We start from the raw sequence: 16650 nt of genomic DNA, 5'->3' as shown, positions 1-16650 counted from the left end.
GGGGTTTTCCTGGCTCCGTTTAATAGTGTTCAATTGCAGTGGGATGGGGTGATACCTTGCTTAAGTTTTACTCATTACTCGCTCTCTCTGGGGCGCCAGGATCGTCCTGAATAACTGAGACTAAAAATCTATTTTTAGTCGCGATCCACGTGAACACACTGGCCCCCGCATTATCTGCGGGAATACCCGAGAAAAGCTCCCTCTAATGCGAAATTGACGGTCATATAGCGGCACCGATTACCCAGATGGTTGTTACCTTAGCCCCTATAAATGGCTGCTAAATAGTGAAAAACGTGACAAATTTTACCCCCAGGTTCAGCTTGCAAAGTGAGGCTTTGAATGGTGAGGACGCCAATGTTTGGGCTGTGAGTGACCGGGCTCACGATCTCGCCAATAAAGGGGAGGATGTCATCTTTCTCTGTGTAGGTGATCCCAACTTTGACACCCCCGAGCCGATCCTCGACTTTGCCCGCGCTCGCCTGGGAGTGGGGCGCACCCACTATTCCCCTGCGGCCGGGGAGCCAATGTTGCGCAGGGCTATCGCGGATATCGAGAGCAAGGTCTCTCCCCACCCCTGTAATCCGGATGATGTTGTTGTTTTCCCCGGTGGAACCAACGCGATCTACGCAGTACTTGCCTGCCTGCTAAACCCCGGTGAGGAGATTGTAATTCCCGAGCCGATGTATATCGGCTATGTCCCCATTTGTGATGCCTTGCGCCTCTCCGTAAAGCGAGTGACTTGCCCGGCGGAGACCAATTTCGCTTTTGATGTCGACGCTATCAAGGCCTCCATCAGTGAGCAGACCAAGGTCGTTATGATCAATACGCCGGTAAACCCGACTGGCGCGATGGCTACCCCTGAACAATTGCGCGAGTTGGCGGCATACTGCCGCGAGCGCAATATTTGGCTGGTGTGTGATGAAGTTTATTCAATGATCACCTTTGCCCGCCGCCACACCTCTCTGCGTACGGCAGCGGAGTCGCTGGATAATATTGTTGTGGTTGATGGCTTGTCCAAATCCCACGCCATGAGTGGCTGGCGCCTGGGGTGGGCAGTGGCTCGTGGTCCCCTGGTAGATCGTTTGATTGCTTTTGCAGGGGCGACAATTTTTGGATGCCCTCAGTTCATCCAGGAGGCTGCAGCCTTTGCCCTGGAGTTTGATAGCTACTTCGTGAAGCAGATGCGGGATGCCTATCAGCAGCGTCGAGACCTGATTGTTGAGAGGATTGGCCAGATACCTGGCTTGAGTTGCTACAGCCCTGAGGCTGGGATGTTTGTTATGGTGGATGTCTCCAAGGTATCCAGCTCCGGGCAAACCTTCGCTGAAGCCCTTTTGGATGCTGAGCGGGTCTCGGTACTGCCTGGCGCGCCCTTTGGTAGCAGTTCAGTGAATCATGTTCGCCTCACCCTGGCGGCTGATGAGGCCGAGTTGTCGCGGGCCTTGGATCGCATTGAGCAGTTCGTCACCAGTGGTAACCGCCAGGCCGGTTAGGCCTTTGCCGGGAGGCTGGTTGTCGCCAAATTCGCTTTTGAAGTGATGACAAGTTTCCCATGCCGGTGGCTGTAATGTTTATGCCACCGGCGAATACCGCTATCCTTGCCCCCTTTCAGATTCAAAAGAAAATAGCTCCGTGAAAATTGACCGGCATAATTTGCGTATTTTGCAGGCCCTGCAATCAAACGCACGTACAAGTAACCTGAATTTGAGTGAAAAAATTGGATTATCGGAAAGTGCCTGCCTGGCCCGGGTTAAACGCCTGACCAGTGAGCGCTATATCCGCGAGTTCTTTGCCGAGATAAACCTGGATAAAGTTCGGCATGCAGAGTTTTATGTAAACGTTGCGCTTAAGAGGCAGGATGCCCGTACCAGTGAGAACTTTCGCCGCATTATTAGCGATATTCCACAGATTGTTTCCTGTGTGAAGATGTCTGGTGAGTTCGACTATATGCTGCATTTCGTCTGCCCGGACGCAGCAGATTTTAATCGAGTCTCAGAGCAGTTGTTGGCCAATGAAGAGGCGGCGATTTCCCGTATGACTTCTCATTTGGTGATTGAGAAAACCAAGCCTTTTACCGGCTACCCACTGGAACTCTTGTTTCAGGACTGAGCCTTAAATTAACCGGTGCCCGTGATTTGCAGGGCGCCGGTTAATGTTCTCTGTTATGGGAAAACAATAAGCAGGCTGCGCTCAATCACCCAGTAGCAGGCAATGCCCCCCAGCGTATACGCGATCACTGTAGCGGCTGGTATTCCGATACCTCCACCCTCCCCGAAAGAGTATTGTTCGCGGTTCCGAATGGCATACCCTGGCCAGTGTTTAAGGAGCTTTTGATACAAGTTGATCACTGCAAGAGCTGCGGTGATAAATACTAATTGCCCCACTTCCACACCGAGATTAAAAGTCAGTAATGCCTGGGGAATAGCCCCCTGGGGAAGCCCAATTTCCCCCAGTACACCGGCAAAACCCAAACCGTGTAAAAGTCCAAAAGCAAAGGCAATTGTCCATGGATAGCGACAGGTCAAACTGAAAACACCATGCCTCTGGCGTACAGCCTCTCTGGCTGCCAGTAAAATACTGAGGGCGATAATCGCCTCCACTGGCGCTGATGGCAGATGGATATAGCCCAGTACGGCAGCTGCCAAGGTAATACTGTGGGCGATAGTGAAAGCAGTGATAGTGCCGATCAGCTGGCGAAGGCTTTGTTTGAGTAAGATCAGGGCCAAAACGAACAGCAAGTGATCGACACCGAGAAGAATATGTTCAACGCCCAGCACAAAGTAAGTTTGGGCGACTTGGAACTCGCTGGCGGGTTGGTCAAGGGTCCATTCTGGCTGGTCTGGTGTCAGTCGGATAACTTGCTCACGCCCATCTAACCAGGAGATCCGCACTAGCGCATCGGTCATAGTGCTCTGTAGGCCATCGATATGAATCGACAGCTGTTGTAGCTCCCTGGGGTGATGGATGGTCCAGTGCTCTGTGTAGTAGCCCTTACTTATTTGCGCTCTGGGTTGGCTTAGGGGAGAGGCAGCTTGGTTCAAATGGACATTCAGAGCGAGGCGAAGATCGCCTTGTGCGGGCAATCGCCAAAGTACTTTAAATAATTGTGCATCAACTTGAGTGATGCCCAGGTAAGCCGGGCGCAGTTCGTGGGCAGATAGTATTGGAGTAGAGCTGAGGAGCAGAATGAGCAGGAGTGGCCGTATGTGCATCACTTGACGGCAACCTCGGCTGAGAAGTTATCCGGCTTGTGGACAGTGACCTCGTAGTTTTTACGGTACTGGAGATACTGCTCCTGCAGAATCTTCTTTTGCGCCTGGAATTGCCAATCATTTAGCACGCGGCTGCGTATTTCAGCCAATGCCGGTAGCTGGGTGGACTTGATTTCCTCAAGGAGGACCAGGTGATCGCCGAAGGTCGAGCGGACTGGACCACTCCACTTGCCAATAGGCAACTTGGATAATTGAGCGGAAAATCCCAGCCCAAATTGCCTGTCTATTCGTGGCTCTGAAGTGTCGATAAAAGCAGCTGGCAGTAGGGTTGAGTCCCCAATCATTGGCGAAGCCTGACCGCTGTTTAGCTGCATGAGTAAGTCCTTAAAATCACGTGAATCTGATGAGGCCAGATCCGCTGAGAAAAATCGTTGTTGGAAAGATAGGGTGGGGGGATTCTGGTATTTATCAGCCTGACCTTGAAGGAATTTCTCCAATACTCGATCGCCTGGGTCTTGAGTGTCAGCGAAATTACGCGCCGTAAGTTCCATTTTCATTCGTAGGCGGCGGCGGATTACCGTATCGCTCTCGGCTAATCCCAGGGCAAGCGCTTCCCTGTAAAGTATTTCCTCTCTTAGGTAACTCTCAATAAGTTGCTCCAGCTCGCTATCGGTGGGGTACCTGTGCCACTTGCGCTCAAACACCGAACGTAGATGTTCGACGCGCCCCTCGCTGATAACAATCTCTTGTGCAGGCGGTTCCAGGATTTCTCCCAATCCCAATAGGATTAGGGCGATCGAAATAAAATACAGCAGGGGCTCTTTCGCCAATGACTTGAGGAAGGTGGTGGTATTCAAAAGCGCGGCCCTTATTTTGGAGTGGGTCGGAGTTGCGCTGTGGATTCTAATTATGGAAAGACATTCTCAGTTTGCCAGTAAGAAATTATTGATAAATCCATCGCTTTGTACCAAATTGGTGAATTGTTCCGGCGTATGGCGGGGTGTGGCTCATATATACTGTGACAGTACTCCAAAGCGGTGTTCCCCTTGTATAGGGGTGAGTAACAGAAATTAGAGGGGAGAATCGATTGAAATATTTGGGAAGAGTCTATTTGACACTCAATCTATTGGTTTTTGCTTCTATTGGCCTTTGGGCCCTGTTTAAGCCGCAGAGCCTTGCGAATGAAGTGGATTTTTCATTTGATACCCCCGAAGCCATGCCCGAGTTTATGGCCACTTATGGCGGGTTTATGTTGGCCATTGCGGTGATTCTACTGGTGGCTTTGGCTATGCGCCCGCACCGCAGGGTTGCTTACGCTGCGATGTCTATCGCCTATATCGGCTTCGCTCTTGGGCGCCTCTACGGAATGTTATTTATCAGTGGTTTTGACCAGCGCAATTTAGTGCTTTTTGCTATCGAAGTCGTCTTTGTGATCTGGGGACTTTACTGTTACCGAGAATCCCGCTGGTTGCCTTTGCAGCATGGCCATTAACACGGTTGTTACGGCTAGTAGAAAGGAGCCGGGAGAACCCCGGCGCCCATTTAAGTGATTTGAGTGGGTTAAGCGTGAGCTTTTGCGCCTTCTGCTGCGCTGTTGTCTATTTCCACCTCTTTTTCTCCCCCGTGTAATTGCCCATCCACTGCTTGCCGGAAGACTTGCTTGTAGTCCTTAAATTCTGTGCCCATCCAGCGATCCCACCAAGTGAAGTAAAAGCCGTAGTTACCCTGGAAGCGCTGGTGGTGCAAGTCGTGGTGAGTCGTGGTGGTGAGCCTGTCCATAGGGCCGTCGACCCAGCTGCGGGGGTGGAACTCGCGGCCAGTGTGCAGCATGGCGTTGCGGAAGATGCTGATAAATAAAAAGGTGAACCAAATAGTTGGATTAAGTGGCAGTATCAGGGCTATCAGGGGAGAGAAAGCGCCCATCAGGACCGCTTCACCTACGGAAAAACTGTATGCCGTCCAGGGCGTGGGTGTTCTGGACTGATGGTGTAGGCGGTGGAAGTGTTTAAACACCTTGGGATGGTGCATACCTCGGTGGGTCCAGTAAAAATAAGCGTCGTGGATCAAAATCACTACTGGCAGGCTGGCAATACTCCACCAGAGTGGATAATCGCTCCACTGCCAGTAAAATTTGGTCAGTCCCAGATCGTGCATCATGGTGGTAATAACCCCTACCAGGGAAAAGATACACACCGTTAATAGTGAATAACTCACCTCCCGCCGAATGTCTTTCCACTCGGCACGACGCTTTTGGATACGGCGCCGGTTCATCCAGGTGCGAAATAGCCAGCCGGCCAAAATACTCATTACTGAAGCGGCCAGCACATAGCGAAATAAACTCAACTGGAAATGTTTGGCTCCGTCCTGGGATATGTCGACTAAAAAATCCATATTCTCACCATCATTATTCTTCTATTGAAGGGAGACTCACCGGTGTTAAATCGGGTCTCGGTGAGCCGGGCACGCATCGGGAAAATCGCTTTCACCTCGCTCCCAGTCTGGGAGCCTTTTACTTTGCGGGCTTACGGAATATGAAAAAATGCTGACGGATTCTTTCAGGAGAGGAGATTCAGGCGGGCAGCTTTTCCCGGCGGTACTCAGTGGGGGTTTGGCTGTGACGGCGCTTGAAAGCAGCGTTAAATGGGCTCAAGGAGCGATAGCCGATGTCCAGAGCAATGGTGAGTACTGGCAAATGGGCCTGTTCCGGATCTGCCAACCGGTTGCTGGCTTCATCAATACGAAACTGATTTAGGTATTCGTTAAAATTGCGATAACCCAGGTGGCGATTAATCAGTACACGCAGCACATGTTCGCGAATATCCAACTGCTCCGCGAGCTCCCTGATGGTGAGTCCGGTGTGGCGATAACCACCGTTGTGCATATGTTCCTGTAATTTTTGCAGCTGGGTTTGCTGTTGTTCATCCAGTTCAGGTGGCGGAGCTAAAGGCTGTTCTTCCTCCTCTGGCTCGCTGCTCTTAGGGCGCGGCAGGGATTCTCCCAGAGCGCTGGGGGAAAGGGCCAGCAACCATAGGCAGGCAACCAGTGACAACAGGCTGGCAAATAGTGCGTGGAGTGTCGGTACACCGTTGGGAAGCGGGCGGTAAGCAAAGATAGATTCTGCGCCAATTACCACCAGCATATAGGCGCCGACGGCGATAAGTAGGGTTGTGCGCAGGCGTCGGCGCTCTGCGACCAAGTCCAGGTGAAACTGCCGTTGTAGTGTCAGTAGGCCGAGGCTGATTAAGCCGAGTTTAAGTAGCTGCGAAAGGGTAAATAGTGGGGGTTGCTGATCTGACGTCAATGGCAATGGTGCGTGGTAGGCGACTATGCCGATGATCAGGGTAATACCAATCGGAATCCAGCCCCACAGGGGAAAAGGCTCTTCCTCGCGGCATAACAGGTGAGTAAACAGCCAAAAAATTGCGGGAATCAGAGTAATTGGCAGGTTAAGCAAGAGCGCAGTAGGTCCACTCAATTGTGGCAGGATGGGCCAGAGTAAATAGCAGATCACGGCTATCAGCAGGGCCAGTAAGCAGCGCCCGGCAACAAGCCGGTAGTGATGTATTGCAACCTTGGTTGCCGCCAATAAAAGAAGAGCGCATGCGCCGCCGGAGAAAAATAAGTAGCCGGCGGTCATCGTTTATCTCCAGCGCTCGGCCCAGGCATCCAGGACCTTGCTGCTATAAGTATGGCGGCCGTAGCTACCATTGTAATAGGCGAGGGCGTTGGCTAGATTGCCTTTGGCTTTTTTGATGTAGTGTTTAAGAATGGTACATCCGTACCTTAGATTGGTGTCCATATCGATCAGGTTATCGTCGGGTCGACCGATTTCATTTTTCCAGAATGGCATTACCTGCATCATACCCAGAGCGCCAACGCGGGATATCGCATAGGGGTCAAAAGCACTCTCAATCTGGATAACCGCCAATACAATTTCCGGGCGCAGCCCGGCCCGAGTTGCCTCCCGGTGGACTGCTTTCAGTACGTGCATCCGCCGCTTGGGATCTTTGATATAGCGGGACAGAGGCTGGGATTTAGACATTAGCCACACTTCCGCATCGAAGCGGTCCACAAAGCTGTCGGCCTGGGTAACTGCGTCCTGCAGGGCGAGGCGCAACTCCGGGTCGATCTCGGCTCTACTGCTTTGAGCCTGGGCGGCACAGCAGGTAAGGCAGAGCAACAAGAGGGCGGTGGCTTTTTTTATCATGGGGTGATTCTACGAAAAGCCCGGCAAAATGGGCAGCGTGATTTTGTGACGCCGCCGATAAAAAGCACTTTTGCCGTAAGAGGTCCCGGCCTGCTTGGGGGCAGACCGGGCGGCTCGACAATTATTGATTAAATTTTTCCAATAACACTTCTTCGAGCTGGGATACGGCAAACTCCTGGCTTTCCGCATCTCCGCGACCTTTATATTCCACCACACCTTTTTCCAGGCCGCGATCGCCGATAACAATGCGGTGGGGAATACCGATCAGCTCCACATCGGCGAGCATAGCACCCAGTCGCGCTTTGGCTTCGTCCATCAGCAATACATCAATACCCTTGCTGCGCAGGGACTCATACAGGTGCTCGCACTTTTCCCTTACCACATCGCTCTTGTGCATATTGATTGGCACAATCGCCAGCTGGAAAGGTGCAATCGCAGTGGGCCAGATAATCCCTGAGTCGTCGTGGTTCTGCTCGATCGCCGCAGCGACGATTCGGGAAACGCCGATGCCATAGCAGCCCATGGACATAACCTGCTCTTTACCGTTTTCATCCAGTACTGTGGCATTCATAGCGCGGCTGTACTTGTCGCCCAACTGGAAAATGTGGCCGACCTCGATACCCCGTTTGATTTCCAGGGTGCCCTGGCCATCGGGGCTGGCGTCGCCTGCCACTACGTTGCGCAGGTCTTCGACGCGGCCCAACTCCACATCGCGACCCCAGTTCACACCGGTTAAGTGGTAGTCATCGCGATTGGCGCCGCAGATAAAGTCTGCCAGGTGCGCTGCAGAGCGATCGACAACAGTCTCGATCTTTATGCCCACCGGGCCTAGGGAGCCAATGTTGCAGCTGAGTTCTTCGGCAATGCGCTCTTCCGAGGCGAACTGAATGGGGCTGGCGATTCCAGCCAGCTTCTCTGCTTTTAACTCGTTCAGCTCGTGATCGCCGCGCAGTACCAGGGCAATTAATGGAGCGGTTTCACCCTCTTCGCACTCGCCCAGGACAATCAGGGTTTTTACTGAGTGGGCGGGATCACTTTTCAAAAACTCGCTGACATCGGCGATGGTTTTTTGGTTCGGCGTATGAACTTCCTGCATTTCCTGTGACGGATCAGGGCGCTCGCCAGTTGGGGCAACCGCTTCTGCCAATTCGACATTGGCGGCATAGCGGGATTCTGTAGAGAAGGCGATATCGTCTTCGCCGCTCTGCGCCAGCACGTGGAATTCGTGAGAGCTGGAGCCACCGATTGAACCGGTGTCTGCCAGTACCGGGCGGTAGTCCAGGCCAATACGCTCAAAAATCTGGCAGTAGGCGCCGTGCATAATATCGTAGGTTTCCTGCAGGGAATCCTCGTTTACGTGGAAGGAGTAGGCATCCTTCATGGTGAACTCGCGCGCGCGCATTACGCCAAAGCGCGGACGGATTTCATCGCGGAATTTAGTCTGCACCTGGTAGAAGTTGGCGGGCAACTGCTTATAGCTATTGATTTCACTGCGGATCAGGTCGGTGATGACTTCCTCGTGGGTCGGGCCCAGGCAGAAGTCATTGTTGTGGCGATCCTTGATGCGCAGGAGTTCGGGGCCGTACTGCTGCCAGCGGCCGGACTCTTCCCAAAGCTCTGCCGGCTGCACGACCGGCATCAGTACTTCCAGGGAGCCAGCGCGGTCCATCTCTTCGCGAACGATGCGCTCGACTTTGCGCAACACCCGCAACCCGGTGGGCAGCCAGGTGTAGAGACCTGAAGACAGACGGCGGATCATGCCGGCACGCAGCATCAGCTGATGGCTGATCACCACTGCGTCGTTGGGAGTTTCTTTTTGGGTTGCGATGAGATAACGAGATGCGCGCATAGGAATTATATGGATTCTATTACGGGTAAGCTGGCTATTTTACGCTATTCGCTGGGCAATAAATATTGCCTGGGGGCAGTATTGCCTCAATGCGGATTGCCTTTTGCTATACCGGGGTATCTATTTAGCAGGTGCCTGGGCACTGGCTTGGAATGGGAGTGAATAAAAAACCCCGCATAAGCGGGGTTTTTAAGCTGAGGCTTTACAGAGTGTATTAGTTCTCTGCCATTTCCTTCAGCTTCTTCAGTGGGCGAACTTTAACCTGGATGCTGGCAGGCTTCGCCTTGAAGGTAGTCTCTTCACCGGTGAACGGGTTGATACCCTTGCGAGCTTTCTTAGCCGGCTTTTTCACGGTGGTGATTTTCATCAGGCCGGGCAGGGTGAATTCGCCAACTGCGCGCTTCTTGATATGGCCTTCGATGATATCGTTCAGCTCGTCCAGAACAGATTGAACCTGCTTGCGGGACAGCTCAGTGCTTTCTGCAATCTGATTAAGTACTTGAGTTTTAGTGTACTTTTCCTTGATTGCTTTTACTTTCTTGGCCGGTGCAGCTTTGGCCGCAGCTTTCTTTGCCGGGGCCTTTTTAGTAGCAGCTTTCTTGGAGACAGCCATGGCTTACTTCCTTCTTTGTTGTTCGGTATATATCCGGTAAAAGTGTGTTTTTTCTCCCGCTGCGCTGCATCCGTTACGGGTGTCTCAGCGGGTGATGGGGGAAGTATATATAGTTTTTGTTCGGCCGCACGAAGAAATACTAGAAAAATAGTGCTTTTTTTACATTTTTTAGCCTCACGTCGCCTTTATGGGACGCTTTACCCAGGGAAAAGACCCGTGCAGCTTCTTACCTCTGTAGGCCTCATGTATACTCTCTCCCCCTTTTTTTAAGCACCAGGTACTGTGTAATGCCGATATATGAATACCAGTGCAATGCCTGCGGCCATGAAATGGAAGCTTTGCAGCGGATGAGCGATGACCCGCTCAAAGACTGCCCAGCTTGCGAGAAGGCCGAGCTGCGCAAGAAAATCTCAGCGGCTGGATTTCGCCTGAAGGGCGCCGGTTGGTACGAGACTGATTTTAAAACTGGTAGCAAGAAAAACCTCGCTGGCGGTGACTCTGCCAACAGTGGTAAGGCCAAAAGCGACAAGTCTGGCACAGCGGCGGCAAAGACGGCCTAGGCGAGCTGTGCGGGGCTGTCCGTGCGGTGTACCCTCTAACTAATCTTTTCACCTATCGATAACGGGAATTTTCATCCATGCGCAGCGATTACTGTGGCGTCCTTCGTTCTGCGGACATTGACCGCGTAGTAACCCTCTGTGGCTGGGTCGACCGCCGCCGCGATCACGGCGGAGTGATTTTTATCGACCTGCGCGACCGCGAGGGAATTGTACAGGTGGTGTTCGACCCCGATGCGGCCGAACACTTCGAGATGGCCGATCGCGTGCGCAGCGAATATGTGCTTAAAGTGACAGGTCGTGTGCGCGCCCGTGCCCCAGAGGCCGTGAATCCCAATATGGTGACCGGTGAAGTTGAGGTTTACGGCACAGAGCTGGAGATCCTCAATACCGCTGAGACAGTGCCTTTCCAGCTGGATGAGCACACCGAGGTGGGTGAAGATATCCGCTTGAAATACCGCTATCTGGATCTGCGCCGCAACGAAATGCAGAACAACCTGTATTTCCGTTCCAAGCTGACTACCGCAATCCGCAATTACCTGGATGAGCACGGCTTCCTCGATATCGAGACCCCAATCCTGACCCGCGCCACCCCAGAAGGTGCCCGGGATTACCTGGTGCCGAGCCGCACCCACGAGGGCAAGTTCTTCGCCCTGCCACAGTCACCACAGCTGTTTAAGCAGTTGCTGATGGTTTCCGGTTTCGATCGCTACTACCAAATCGCCAAGTGTTTCCGCGATGAGGATTTGCGCGCTGATCGCCAGCCTGAATTTACCCAGATTGATATTGAGACCTCCTTCCTCGACGAAGAGGAAATCATGTCGATCACCGAGAATATGGTTCGCAAGCTGTTTAAAGAGCTTAAGGGTGTTGATCTGGGTGAATTCCCGCGCATGACCCACTACCAGGCGATGCTGCGCTACGGTTCCGACAAGCCGGACCTGCGTATTCCGTTGGAGATGGTGGAGATCAAGGACCTGATGACCGAGGTGGACTTCAAGGTATTCTCCGGGCCGGCCAATGATCCGAAGGGACGTGTTGCCGCGATTAAAGTACCTGGCGGTTGTAAGAAACTGACCCGCAAGCAGCTGGACGATTACGGCAAATTTGTTGGTATTTATGGCGCCAAGGGCCTGGCGTATATCAAAGTTAACGATCGCTCTGACCTGGAAAATGGTCTGCAGTCGCCAATCGTTAAATTCCTGCCGCTTGAAACCCGTGCAGCTATCCTCGATCGCCTGCAAGCAGAAGATGGTGACGTTCTTTTCTTCGGCTCGGACAAGGCCAAGATTGTCTCCGAAGCCCTGGGTGCATTGCGCTGCAAGCTGGGTGAAGACCTGGATTTGTACACCAGCGAGTGGGCGCCTTTGTGGGTTGTCGCCTTCCCAATGTTTGAAGAAAATGACGACGGCAGCCTGACTGCGTTGCACCACCCCTTCACTGCGCCTTCCTGTACCCCGGAAGAGTTGGAAAAGAATCCGCTTGAAGCACTTTCCCGCGCTTACGATATGGTGCTCAATGGCACCGAGCTGGGCGGTGGTTCTGTTCGTATCCACGACCAATTGATGCAGGAAGCGGTATTCCGCATCCTGGGTATCGATGCTGAAGAGCAGCGCGAGAAGTTTGGCTTCCTGCTGGATGCACTCAAATACGGTGCGCCGCCCCATGGTGGCCTGGCCTTTGGCCTGGATCGTCTGGTGATGTTGATGACCGACAGTGACTCTATTCGCGATGTTATCGCTTTCCCGAAAACCCAGAGCGCCGCCTGTGTAATGACAGATGCCCCGGGTACCGTAGATGCGAAACAGCTGCGTGAGCTGAGTATTCGCCTGCGACAAAAAGAAGAGAAAATCAGCTGATTTTTCCCCGATGGGCCGAGCGAAGCGGGCCCATCCAATCGTAGTGATGGGCGATTCGCTTCGCTCTTTGGCTCATCCTACGCACTGACTGAAGAGAGACGGAAAATGGCCGGACATAGTAAATGGGCCAATATTAAGCACCGCAAAGCAGCTCAGGATGCCAAGCGGGGCAAGGTCTTTACCAAGATCATTCGCGAGTTGACGGTAGCCGCCAAATCGGGTCCAAACCCGGACGATAACCCGGCGCTGCGCGCCACTATCGATAAGGCTTTGGGCGCCAATATGAAGCGCGACACCATCGACAAAGCTATCGCTCGTGGCGCCGGCAATGCGGATGGTGAAAACTACGAAGCCGTAGTTTACGAGGGCTACGGCGTTGGTGGTGTAGCGGTCCTGGTGGAGTGCCTGACTGACAACCGCAACCGCACTGTGGCTGAAGTGCGCCACGCCTTCACCAAGCGCGGTGGCAACCTGGGTACTGACGGTTCCGTTAGCTATCTGTTTACCCGCAAAGGTCAGATGTTCTACGAGACCGGAGTGGATGAAGATGCGTTGATGGACGCAGCTCTCGAAGCCGGGGCTGAGGATATCGAATCCAACGATGACGGCAGTGTAGAAGTTACCACTGAATTCCAGGACTACCTGACGGTTAAGGACGCCCTGGTTGCAGCCGGTTTTACCCCGGACAGTGCCGAAATTGCCATGATTCCTTCCACCACGATTCCGCTGGATAAAGACGGTGCTGAAAAAGTACTCGCTCTGATCGAGATGCTGGAAGACCTGGATGATGTGCAAAACGTTTACACCAATGCGGATATTCCGGCAGAGGTGATGGAGGAACTGGGCTAAGGCCGGTTCCGTAACTGGAGGCGGCTACTGTCCCGCCTCTGGTTTTTATCTTTTCAAGCCCTTCTTACTCCCCCTCCCTTGACGCTTCCTGTTCACCTTGGGACACTCCCACCACTATATAAACATACAGATATTTGGGGAGCTGCCTTTTGACCCGAATCCTGGGTATTGACCCCGGCTCGCGAAAAACGGGCTATGGAATTATCGATGTGGAGCGGGGCAAGGCTCGCTATGTGGCCAGCGGGGTGATTCGTATTCCCGAAGGTGCCCTGCCTGAGCGCCTCAAACTGATTTTTGATGCAGTGAGCCAGATCGCCCAGCAATACCAGCCTGCTCAGATGGCAATTGAAAATGTTTTTATGTCCAAGAGCGCCGGCTCCGCCCTGAAATTGGGACAGGCCCGGGGGGCAGCTATTGTGGCAGGGGCAAATAGTGGTCTGGCAGTAGCCGAATATGAAGCTCGCAAAGTGAAGCAGGCAGTGGTCGGCAGCGGTGGAGCGGATAAATTGCAGGTCCAGCACATGGTGAAAACCCTGCTGTCCCTACCTGCGTCGCCCCAGGAGGATGCCGCCGATGCGCTGGCCGTGGCTCTGTGTCATATGCATACCGAGCAAACCCTGGTATTTACCGCTGGCGGTGCGCGCAGTCGTTTTCGTCGCGGCCGCCTGAGCGTGTGATCGGCTGGTAGAATTGGCCCCGTAAAGGGCGCAGACAATATAAACCTGGAATAACACATGATTGGAAGATTGAGCGGTACCCTGGCCGCAGTGCAGCCACCTCTGCTGTTGGTGGATGTACAGGGGGTGGGCTATGAAGTGCTCGCACCCATGACCACGATTTTTGAACTGCCCGCACTGGGGCAGCCGGTACAGCTGCACACTCATTTAGCGGTATCCGAAACAGCCCAGCAGTTATATGGTTTTATTCGCGATGGGGACCGCAAATTGTTTCGCACCCTGATCAAGGTGAGTGGAGTGGGTCCCAAGATGGCCCTGGCCATTTTATCTGGGCTGGACGGCGCTGCCCTGGCCCGCTGTGTGTCGGAGGATAATGTAGCGGCACTGGTCAAAGTCCCCGGTGTCGGTAAAAAGACTGCCGAGCGCCTGATTGTGGAGCTGCGGGATAAATTGACCCCGGATTTTGGCGATGCCAACGATATTCCCCTGATGGCCGCTGCTGCCGAGCCGAAGGTGGATCACACCGGTGAAGCGGAGAGCGCCCTGGCGGCTCTGGGTTACAAGCCCACTGAAGCCAGCAAAATGGTGGCCCGCGCCAGCAAAGAGCAGCCGGATGCCGATAGTGCGACTTTGATTCGCCTTGCCCTTAAGGGAATGGCCCCCGCTTAATCTGAGGCCCAGGAGTTGTTGCAATGATCGAAGCCGACCGTTTGGTGGCACCGGAGCCCGTGGGCCCCTCGGGCCAGGAAGAGCAGTACGATCGCGCCGTGCGCCCCAAAACCCTGGATGATTATGTGGGTCAGCCAGTGGTGCGGGAGCAAATGGAGATCTTTATTCAGGCTGCCAAGCTGCGCAAAGAGGCCCTGGATCACACCCTGGTATTCGGACCGCCGGGGCTGGGTAAAACCACCCTGGCAAATATCATCGCCGCCGAAATGGGAGTGGCCATCAAGACCACCTCGGGCCCGGTACTGGAGAAGGCTGGCGATCTGGCTGCGTTGATGACCAACCTGGAGCCGGGGGATGTGCTGTTTATCGATGAGATCCACCGCCTCAGCCCCCATGTGGAAGAGGTACTGTATCCGGCGATGGAAGATTACCAGCTGGATATTATGATCGGTGAAGGGCCTGCGGCGCGTTCCATCAAGCTCGACCTGCCACCCTTCACATTGGTGGGTGCCACCACGAGGGCGGGCCTGCTTACCTCGCCACTGCGGGATCGCTTCGGTATCGTCCAGCGGCTTGAGTTCTATAACGTTGAGGATCTCACCAGTATTGTTCGTCGTTCCGCTGGCCTGATGGGAGTGGAGATGGATGAAGGTGGTGCTCTCGAAGTTGCCCGTCGAGCTCGGGGTACCCCCCGAATAGCCAACCGCCTGCTGCGCCGCGTGCGCGACTACGCGGAGGTTAAAGGTGATGGTGCCGTGGATTCCGGAATTGCCGATGCCGCCCTCAACATGCTCAATGTGGATTCCCGTGGTTTCGATCAGCTGGATCGCCGTATGCTACTGGCCATGATTGAGAAGTTCGATGGTGGGCCGGTGGGGGTGGACAGTCTCGCTGCAGCAGTCAGTGAAGAGCGGGATACCCTGGAAGATGTGTTAGAGCCCTACCTGATTCAGCAGGGTTATATCGCCCGCACACCGCGAGGGCGAGTGGCAACCGGCCTGGCCTACGAGCACTTCGGCCTGCCGAAGCCCGATAATAAGTAGAGAGAGGATGGGGTGAAGGAAGTTTTCAGTATTCCGCTGCGGGTTTATATCGAGGATACCGACGCAGGTGGTATCGTTTATTACGTCAATTATTTGAAGTATATGGAGCGCGCGCGCACAGAACTGCTGCGCTCCCTCGGGTATGATAAGCCGGCGATGCCAGAACAGGGTCTGTTACTGGTGGTGCACTCCGCCGAGATCCAGTATCGAAAGTCCGCACTTCTTGATGATGCATTGCGCGCTACGGCCTCGATTGGCAAACTGGGGCGGGCCGCAGTGACTTTTGAGCAAAAAATCTGGCGCGGCGATGAGCTAATTTGCGAAGGTGTGGTCAAAGTTGCTTGTGTCGCTGGCGACAGCCGCAGGCCCTGTGCCCTGCCGGAACCTATTTATTCAGCATTAAAGGCAGTTATTTAAGAAGATGAACGCCGGTGAACAACTTTCTCTTTGGGGGCTAATCCAGAACGCCAGCCTGTTGGTACAGTTAGTTATGCTGCTGCTGTTACTGGCCTCTGTGGTGTCCTGGGTGATGATTATCCAGCGTGGGCTTTACCTGTCCCAGGCCAAGCGCTCCCTGAACAATTTCGAGCGCCGCTTTTGGTCCGGTGCCGACCTGAACAAACTCTTCCGCGAAGGTAACGAGCGAGCGGAAAAAGGCCGAACCGATGGTGTTGAGTCCCTTTTCCGCGCCGGTTTTACCGAGTTTACCCGCCTGCGCCAGCAGGGTAGCAGCGGCCCTGAAGCGGTGATGGAAGGCACTGAGCGGGCCATGCGTGTGGCTATGTCCCGGGAGCAGGAAAAGGTGGAAATGAACCTGCCGTTCCTGGCAACCGTAGGCTCTGTCAGTCCCTATATCGGCCTGTTTGGCACTGTGTGGGGGATTATGAATTCTTTCCGTGGTCTCGCTACTATGCACCAGGCCACTATTGCCACGGTCGCACCCGGTATCAGTGAAGCGTTGGTGGCTACGGCTATGGGCCTGTTTGCAGCAATTCCTGCGGTGATGGCTTTTAACCGCTATTCCGCCAAGGCGGAGTCGCTGTTGTCCAGCTACGAAACTTTCGCCGAGGAGTTTTCCTCTATCCTGCACCGCAAAGTGCATTCCGGCTGAGTAG

General features: G+C 53.8%; 18 protein-coding genes. 11 read left to right on the top strand and 7 right to left on the bottom strand.

The window, feature by feature from the left end; genetic code table 11:
* Window positions 1-293 precede the first annotated feature (293 nt).
* Complete coding sequence (locus tag ACJJI5_RS20410; RefSeq protein WP_413664405.1) at window positions 294-1493, top strand: pyridoxal phosphate-dependent aminotransferase; 1200 nt, start codon at window positions 294-296, stop codon at window positions 1491-1493.
* A 139-nt stretch (window positions 1494-1632) separates the two neighbouring features.
* Window positions 1633-2109, top strand: a complete 477-nt coding sequence (locus tag ACJJI5_RS20405; RefSeq protein ID WP_108731811.1) for an Lrp/AsnC family transcriptional regulator — start codon at window positions 1633-1635, stop codon at window positions 2107-2109.
* 53 nt (window positions 2110-2162) lie between these two features.
* Here the strand turns inward: ACJJI5_RS20405 and ACJJI5_RS20400 are convergent, their stop codons facing one another.
* Together ACJJI5_RS20400 and ACJJI5_RS20395 are read right to left on the bottom strand one after the other, a co-directional pair.
* On the bottom strand, window positions 2163-3212 hold the full coding sequence (locus ACJJI5_RS20400) for a HupE/UreJ family protein (RefSeq protein WP_445356332.1): 1050 nt from the start codon (window positions 3210-3212) through the stop codon (window positions 2163-2165).
* Window positions 3212-4069 (bottom strand): peptidylprolyl isomerase, encoded by an 858-nt coding sequence (locus tag ACJJI5_RS20395; protein WP_445355059.1) that lies wholly within the window; start codon window positions 4067-4069, stop codon window positions 3212-3214. The genes ACJJI5_RS20400 and ACJJI5_RS20395 overlap by 1 nt, the downstream gene beginning before the upstream one ends.
* A gap of 230 nt (window positions 4070-4299) precedes the next feature.
* Here ACJJI5_RS20395 and ACJJI5_RS20390 point away from each other — a divergent pair, with 230 nt between their 5' ends.
* Window positions 4300-4704, top strand: a complete 405-nt coding sequence (locus ACJJI5_RS20390; protein WP_282934243.1) for a DUF4345 family protein — start codon at window positions 4300-4302, stop codon at window positions 4702-4704.
* A 68-nt stretch (window positions 4705-4772) separates the two neighbouring features.
* Here the strand turns inward: ACJJI5_RS20390 and ACJJI5_RS20385 are convergent, their stop codons facing one another.
* The 5 genes from ACJJI5_RS20385 to ACJJI5_RS20365 all read right to left on the bottom strand — a co-directional run bounded on the left by ACJJI5_RS20385 (window position 4773) and on the right by ACJJI5_RS20365 (window position 9881).
* The gene (locus tag ACJJI5_RS20385; RefSeq protein WP_445355058.1) at window positions 4773-5603 is read right to left on the bottom strand and encodes a sterol desaturase family protein; all 831 of its coding nucleotides are present in this window, start codon (window positions 5601-5603) and stop codon (window positions 4773-4775) included.
* A 178-nt stretch (window positions 5604-5781) separates the two neighbouring features.
* The gene (locus ACJJI5_RS20380) at window positions 5782-6849 is read right to left on the bottom strand and encodes a helix-turn-helix transcriptional regulator (protein ID WP_445355057.1); all 1068 of its coding nucleotides are present in this window, start codon (window positions 6847-6849) and stop codon (window positions 5782-5784) included.
* A gap of 3 nt (window positions 6850-6852) precedes the next feature.
* Window positions 6853-7419, bottom strand: coding sequence for a lytic transglycosylase domain-containing protein (locus ACJJI5_RS20375; RefSeq protein WP_108731817.1), 567 nt, complete (start codon window positions 7417-7419; stop codon window positions 6853-6855).
* Window positions 7420-7540: 121 nt separating this feature from the next.
* On the bottom strand, window positions 7541-9268 hold the full coding sequence (locus ACJJI5_RS20370) for a proline--tRNA ligase (protein ID WP_445355056.1): 1728 nt from the start codon (window positions 9266-9268) through the stop codon (window positions 7541-7543).
* Window positions 9269-9482: 214 nt separating this feature from the next.
* A complete protein-coding gene (locus ACJJI5_RS20365; RefSeq protein WP_282934239.1) occupies window positions 9483-9881 on the bottom strand; it encodes an HU family DNA-binding protein in 399 nt (132 codons plus the stop codon).
* A 287-nt stretch (window positions 9882-10168) separates the two neighbouring features.
* On the opposite strand from ACJJI5_RS20365, the gene ACJJI5_RS20360 reads away from it, so the two are divergent.
* From ACJJI5_RS20360 to tolQ, 8 genes are all read left to right on the top strand, one after another.
* The gene (locus ACJJI5_RS20360; protein ID WP_282934238.1) at window positions 10169-10441 is read left to right on the top strand and encodes an FmdB family zinc ribbon protein; all 273 of its coding nucleotides are present in this window, start codon (window positions 10169-10171) and stop codon (window positions 10439-10441) included.
* Window positions 10442-10518: 77 nt separating this feature from the next.
* Window positions 10519-12297, top strand: coding sequence for an aspartate--tRNA ligase (gene aspS / locus ACJJI5_RS20355; RefSeq protein WP_445355055.1), 1779 nt, complete (start codon window positions 10519-10521; stop codon window positions 12295-12297).
* 105 nt (window positions 12298-12402) lie between these two features.
* Complete coding sequence (locus tag ACJJI5_RS20350) at window positions 12403-13146, top strand: YebC/PmpR family DNA-binding transcriptional regulator (RefSeq protein WP_282934236.1); 744 nt, start codon at window positions 12403-12405, stop codon at window positions 13144-13146.
* A 149-nt stretch (window positions 13147-13295) separates the two neighbouring features.
* Entirely contained in the window at window positions 13296-13823 is a 528-nt protein-coding gene (gene ruvC / locus ACJJI5_RS20345) for a crossover junction endodeoxyribonuclease RuvC (protein ID WP_445355054.1), read from the top strand.
* Between the two features lie 57 nt (window positions 13824-13880).
* Window positions 13881-14492: a Holliday junction branch migration protein RuvA gene (gene ruvA, locus ACJJI5_RS20340; RefSeq protein WP_282934234.1), complete on the top strand. Its 612-nt coding sequence runs from the start codon at window positions 13881-13883 to the stop codon at window positions 14490-14492.
* 23 nt (window positions 14493-14515) lie between these two features.
* Window positions 14516-15535, top strand: coding sequence for a Holliday junction branch migration DNA helicase RuvB (gene ruvB / locus ACJJI5_RS20335; protein ID WP_413664411.1), 1020 nt, complete (start codon window positions 14516-14518; stop codon window positions 15533-15535).
* 12 nt (window positions 15536-15547) lie between these two features.
* The gene (ybgC, locus tag ACJJI5_RS20330; RefSeq protein WP_445355053.1) at window positions 15548-15952 is read left to right on the top strand and encodes a tol-pal system-associated acyl-CoA thioesterase; all 405 of its coding nucleotides are present in this window, start codon (window positions 15548-15550) and stop codon (window positions 15950-15952) included.
* A gap of 4 nt (window positions 15953-15956) precedes the next feature.
* The gene (tolQ, locus tag ACJJI5_RS20325) at window positions 15957-16646 is read left to right on the top strand and encodes a protein TolQ (protein WP_108731827.1); all 690 of its coding nucleotides are present in this window, start codon (window positions 15957-15959) and stop codon (window positions 16644-16646) included.
* Window positions 16647-16650 lie beyond the last annotated feature (4 nt).

The organism is Microbulbifer maximicatervae (SeqCode) (assembly GCF_052467955.1).
Note: the sequence above shows the minus strand (reverse complement) of the source record. Positions and strands in the feature narration are given on the sequence as shown.

Bases quoted from the DNA above. Each gene is read 5' to 3' on its own strand.
- ruvB (WP_413664411.1), top strand. From the start codon at position 14,516: ATGATCGAAGCCGACCGTTTGGTGGCACCGGAGCCCGTGGGCCCCTCG.
- ACJJI5_RS20365 (WP_282934239.1), bottom strand. From the start codon at position 9,881: ATGGCTGTCTCCAAGAAAGCTGCTACTAAAAAGGCCCCGGCAAAGAAA.
- ACJJI5_RS20385 (WP_445355058.1), bottom strand. From the start codon at position 5,603: ATGGATTTTTTAGTCGACATATCCCAGGACGGAGCCAAACATTTCCAG.
- ruvA (WP_282934234.1), top strand. From the start codon at position 13,881: ATGATTGGAAGATTGAGCGGTACCCTGGCCGCAGTGCAGCCACCTCTG.
- tolQ (WP_108731827.1), top strand. From the start codon at position 15,957: ATGAACGCCGGTGAACAACTTTCTCTTTGGGGGCTAATCCAGAACGCC.
- ACJJI5_RS20370 (WP_445355056.1), bottom strand. From the start codon at position 9,268: ATGCGCGCATCTCGTTATCTCATCGCAACCCAAAAAGAAACTCCCAAC.
- ACJJI5_RS20380 (WP_445355057.1), bottom strand. From the start codon at position 6,849: ATGACCGCCGGCTACTTATTTTTCTCCGGCGGCGCATGCGCTCTTCTT.
- ACJJI5_RS20350 (WP_282934236.1), top strand. From the start codon at position 12,403: ATGGCCGGACATAGTAAATGGGCCAATATTAAGCACCGCAAAGCAGCT.
- ACJJI5_RS20375 (WP_108731817.1), bottom strand. From the start codon at position 7,419: ATGATAAAAAAAGCCACCGCCCTCTTGTTGCTCTGCCTTACCTGCTGT.
- ACJJI5_RS20400 (WP_445356332.1), bottom strand. From the start codon at position 3,212: ATGCACATACGGCCACTCCTGCTCATTCTGCTCCTCAGCTCTACTCCA.
- ACJJI5_RS20360 (WP_282934238.1), top strand. From the start codon at position 10,169: ATGCCGATATATGAATACCAGTGCAATGCCTGCGGCCATGAAATGGAA.
- aspS (WP_445355055.1), top strand. From the start codon at position 10,519: ATGCGCAGCGATTACTGTGGCGTCCTTCGTTCTGCGGACATTGACCGC.